This window comes from Streptococcus sp. DD11, from assembly GCF_001578865.1.
In the GTDB taxonomy this organism is placed as follows: Bacteria; Bacillota; Bacilli; order Lactobacillales; family Streptococcaceae; genus Streptococcus; species Streptococcus panodentis.
Map to the genome: position 1 here is coordinate 60517 of NZ_KQ969395.1, position 1610 is coordinate 62126.

Below are 1610 nucleotides of genomic sequence, written 5' to 3' on the forward strand. Positions count from 1 at the left end.
CGGCTTCTGGACCAATGAATATGGCGTTACTGTTCTGGGCCACGGCGGCAACACAGCAGGCTTTACATCCCGCATCATGCTGGATTTGGAAAATGGCATCGGCTATGTGGTCATGGCCAACCAAGCTAGGGAAGAGAACTATAATTTTGAGCTTCCGGAGTTGGTCTTCGGCAAACGGAAAACAGCCAGCGCTGAGACTCAAAAAGAATTCAGCCCAGGCTACTACCATACTCTTCGTACCTTCAACCAGGGACCGCTATCTATTTTCCAAATGTTAGTCAGTCCCACTACATATCTAAAGAGACCAGCTGATGACCAGCACTTACCCAGCAACTTCTGGACCATAGACCAAAGTCAAGACCAGACCCGGATTGCCGTTGCAGTTGCGGACTATGAAAAAGTTCCTGACCTTGACGTCTTTAAAAACTATATTGTGCTGGGTCTGGGGGCGCTGGGAATCCTTTACGCCCTAATCCTGCTCTTGACCAACCTGCTCTTGGGAGCCTATCGGCTCATCTTCCGTAAAAAACAGAAAGCACCAGCCCGGACTTGGAAGGTCTGGAATCTCCTGACAGCTGCCGCTATTCTGGCGGTTCCCGGCCATCTCTTTCTGACCTTGCTAGCCACAGATGCTACAGACTTAAGCGGTTATGCCCCTTGGCGCTACATGGTCTTTGCCGGCTTGGGCATCCTGCTGACCGTAGCTGCCATCCTGCCCCTTTTCAGAAAATCCAAAGAAAAGCTGGGCAAGGGCCGCGTCGCCCTGACCGTCCTGACCAGTCTCTCGGCCCTGGCCATCGTAGCAAATATTCTCTACTGGTCCCTCTATCAGTGGTGGGTGCTGTAGGAATCTTGCCTGTCTTCCCTGAAGAAGGCAGGCTTGATTCATACTACCATCATCTCCGACTAGAAAGGAAAACTCATGAAAAAATCAATTTTATTCATTATTTTAACCGTTTTGACGCTGGGAATTTTTCGCCCAGTCCATGCTCAAGCAGCGTCGAAGAAGCTGCCATCGGGCACTGACCGCAGCCAGATTGGCCAGAAGATTCAGGACTATGTCAAGGAACACGAAAAGACAACCGCCGGCATGGAAACGGCAGTCTTTGACACCGATGGAACCATTTACCGAGGAAATTTCGGCTATATGGACAAGGAAAAAGGCATTAAAACCGATGATTCCAGCGTTTTTGAATGGGGCTCGGTCACCAAGCTGACCGTCTGGGTCTCTGTCATGCAGCTCTGGGAGGAAGGAAAAATCAACCTTGAAGAAGACATCCGCACCTACCTGCCGGAGGGATTTCTGAGAAACCTCCGCTATGACAAGCCTATCACTATGCTGGACCTCATGAATCATCAGGCCGGCTTTGAAGAAGCTTCCCATGCTGGCTACCTGGAAAATAAGGGCCAGACCATCGAGGAAATTCTGGCTGTCAATCAGCCAGCTCAGATTTTTGAGCCGGGCACGACAACAGCCTATTCCAACTACGGGGCAGGCTTGGCCTCCTACATCGTGGAGCGGCTTTCCGGTCAGAACTTTGCCGACTATGCCCATGAGCATATCTTCCAGCCGCTGGGGATGGATAAAACAAGCATTTTGTCCCGGTTTC

The 1610-nt window shown here is 50.9% G+C and carries 1 protein-coding gene and 1 pseudogene; both read left to right on the top strand.

Annotated features, from left to right (window positions below):
* Positions 1–847 (top strand): annotated as a pseudogene (locus STRDD11_RS08040) (methicillin resistance protein FmtA); the annotation flags it as partial.
* Positions 848–922: 75 nt separating this feature from the next.
* A partial coding sequence (locus STRDD11_RS08045; protein WP_164828434.1) for a serine hydrolase domain-containing protein occupies positions 923–1610 on the top strand: 688 nt, incomplete at its 3' end.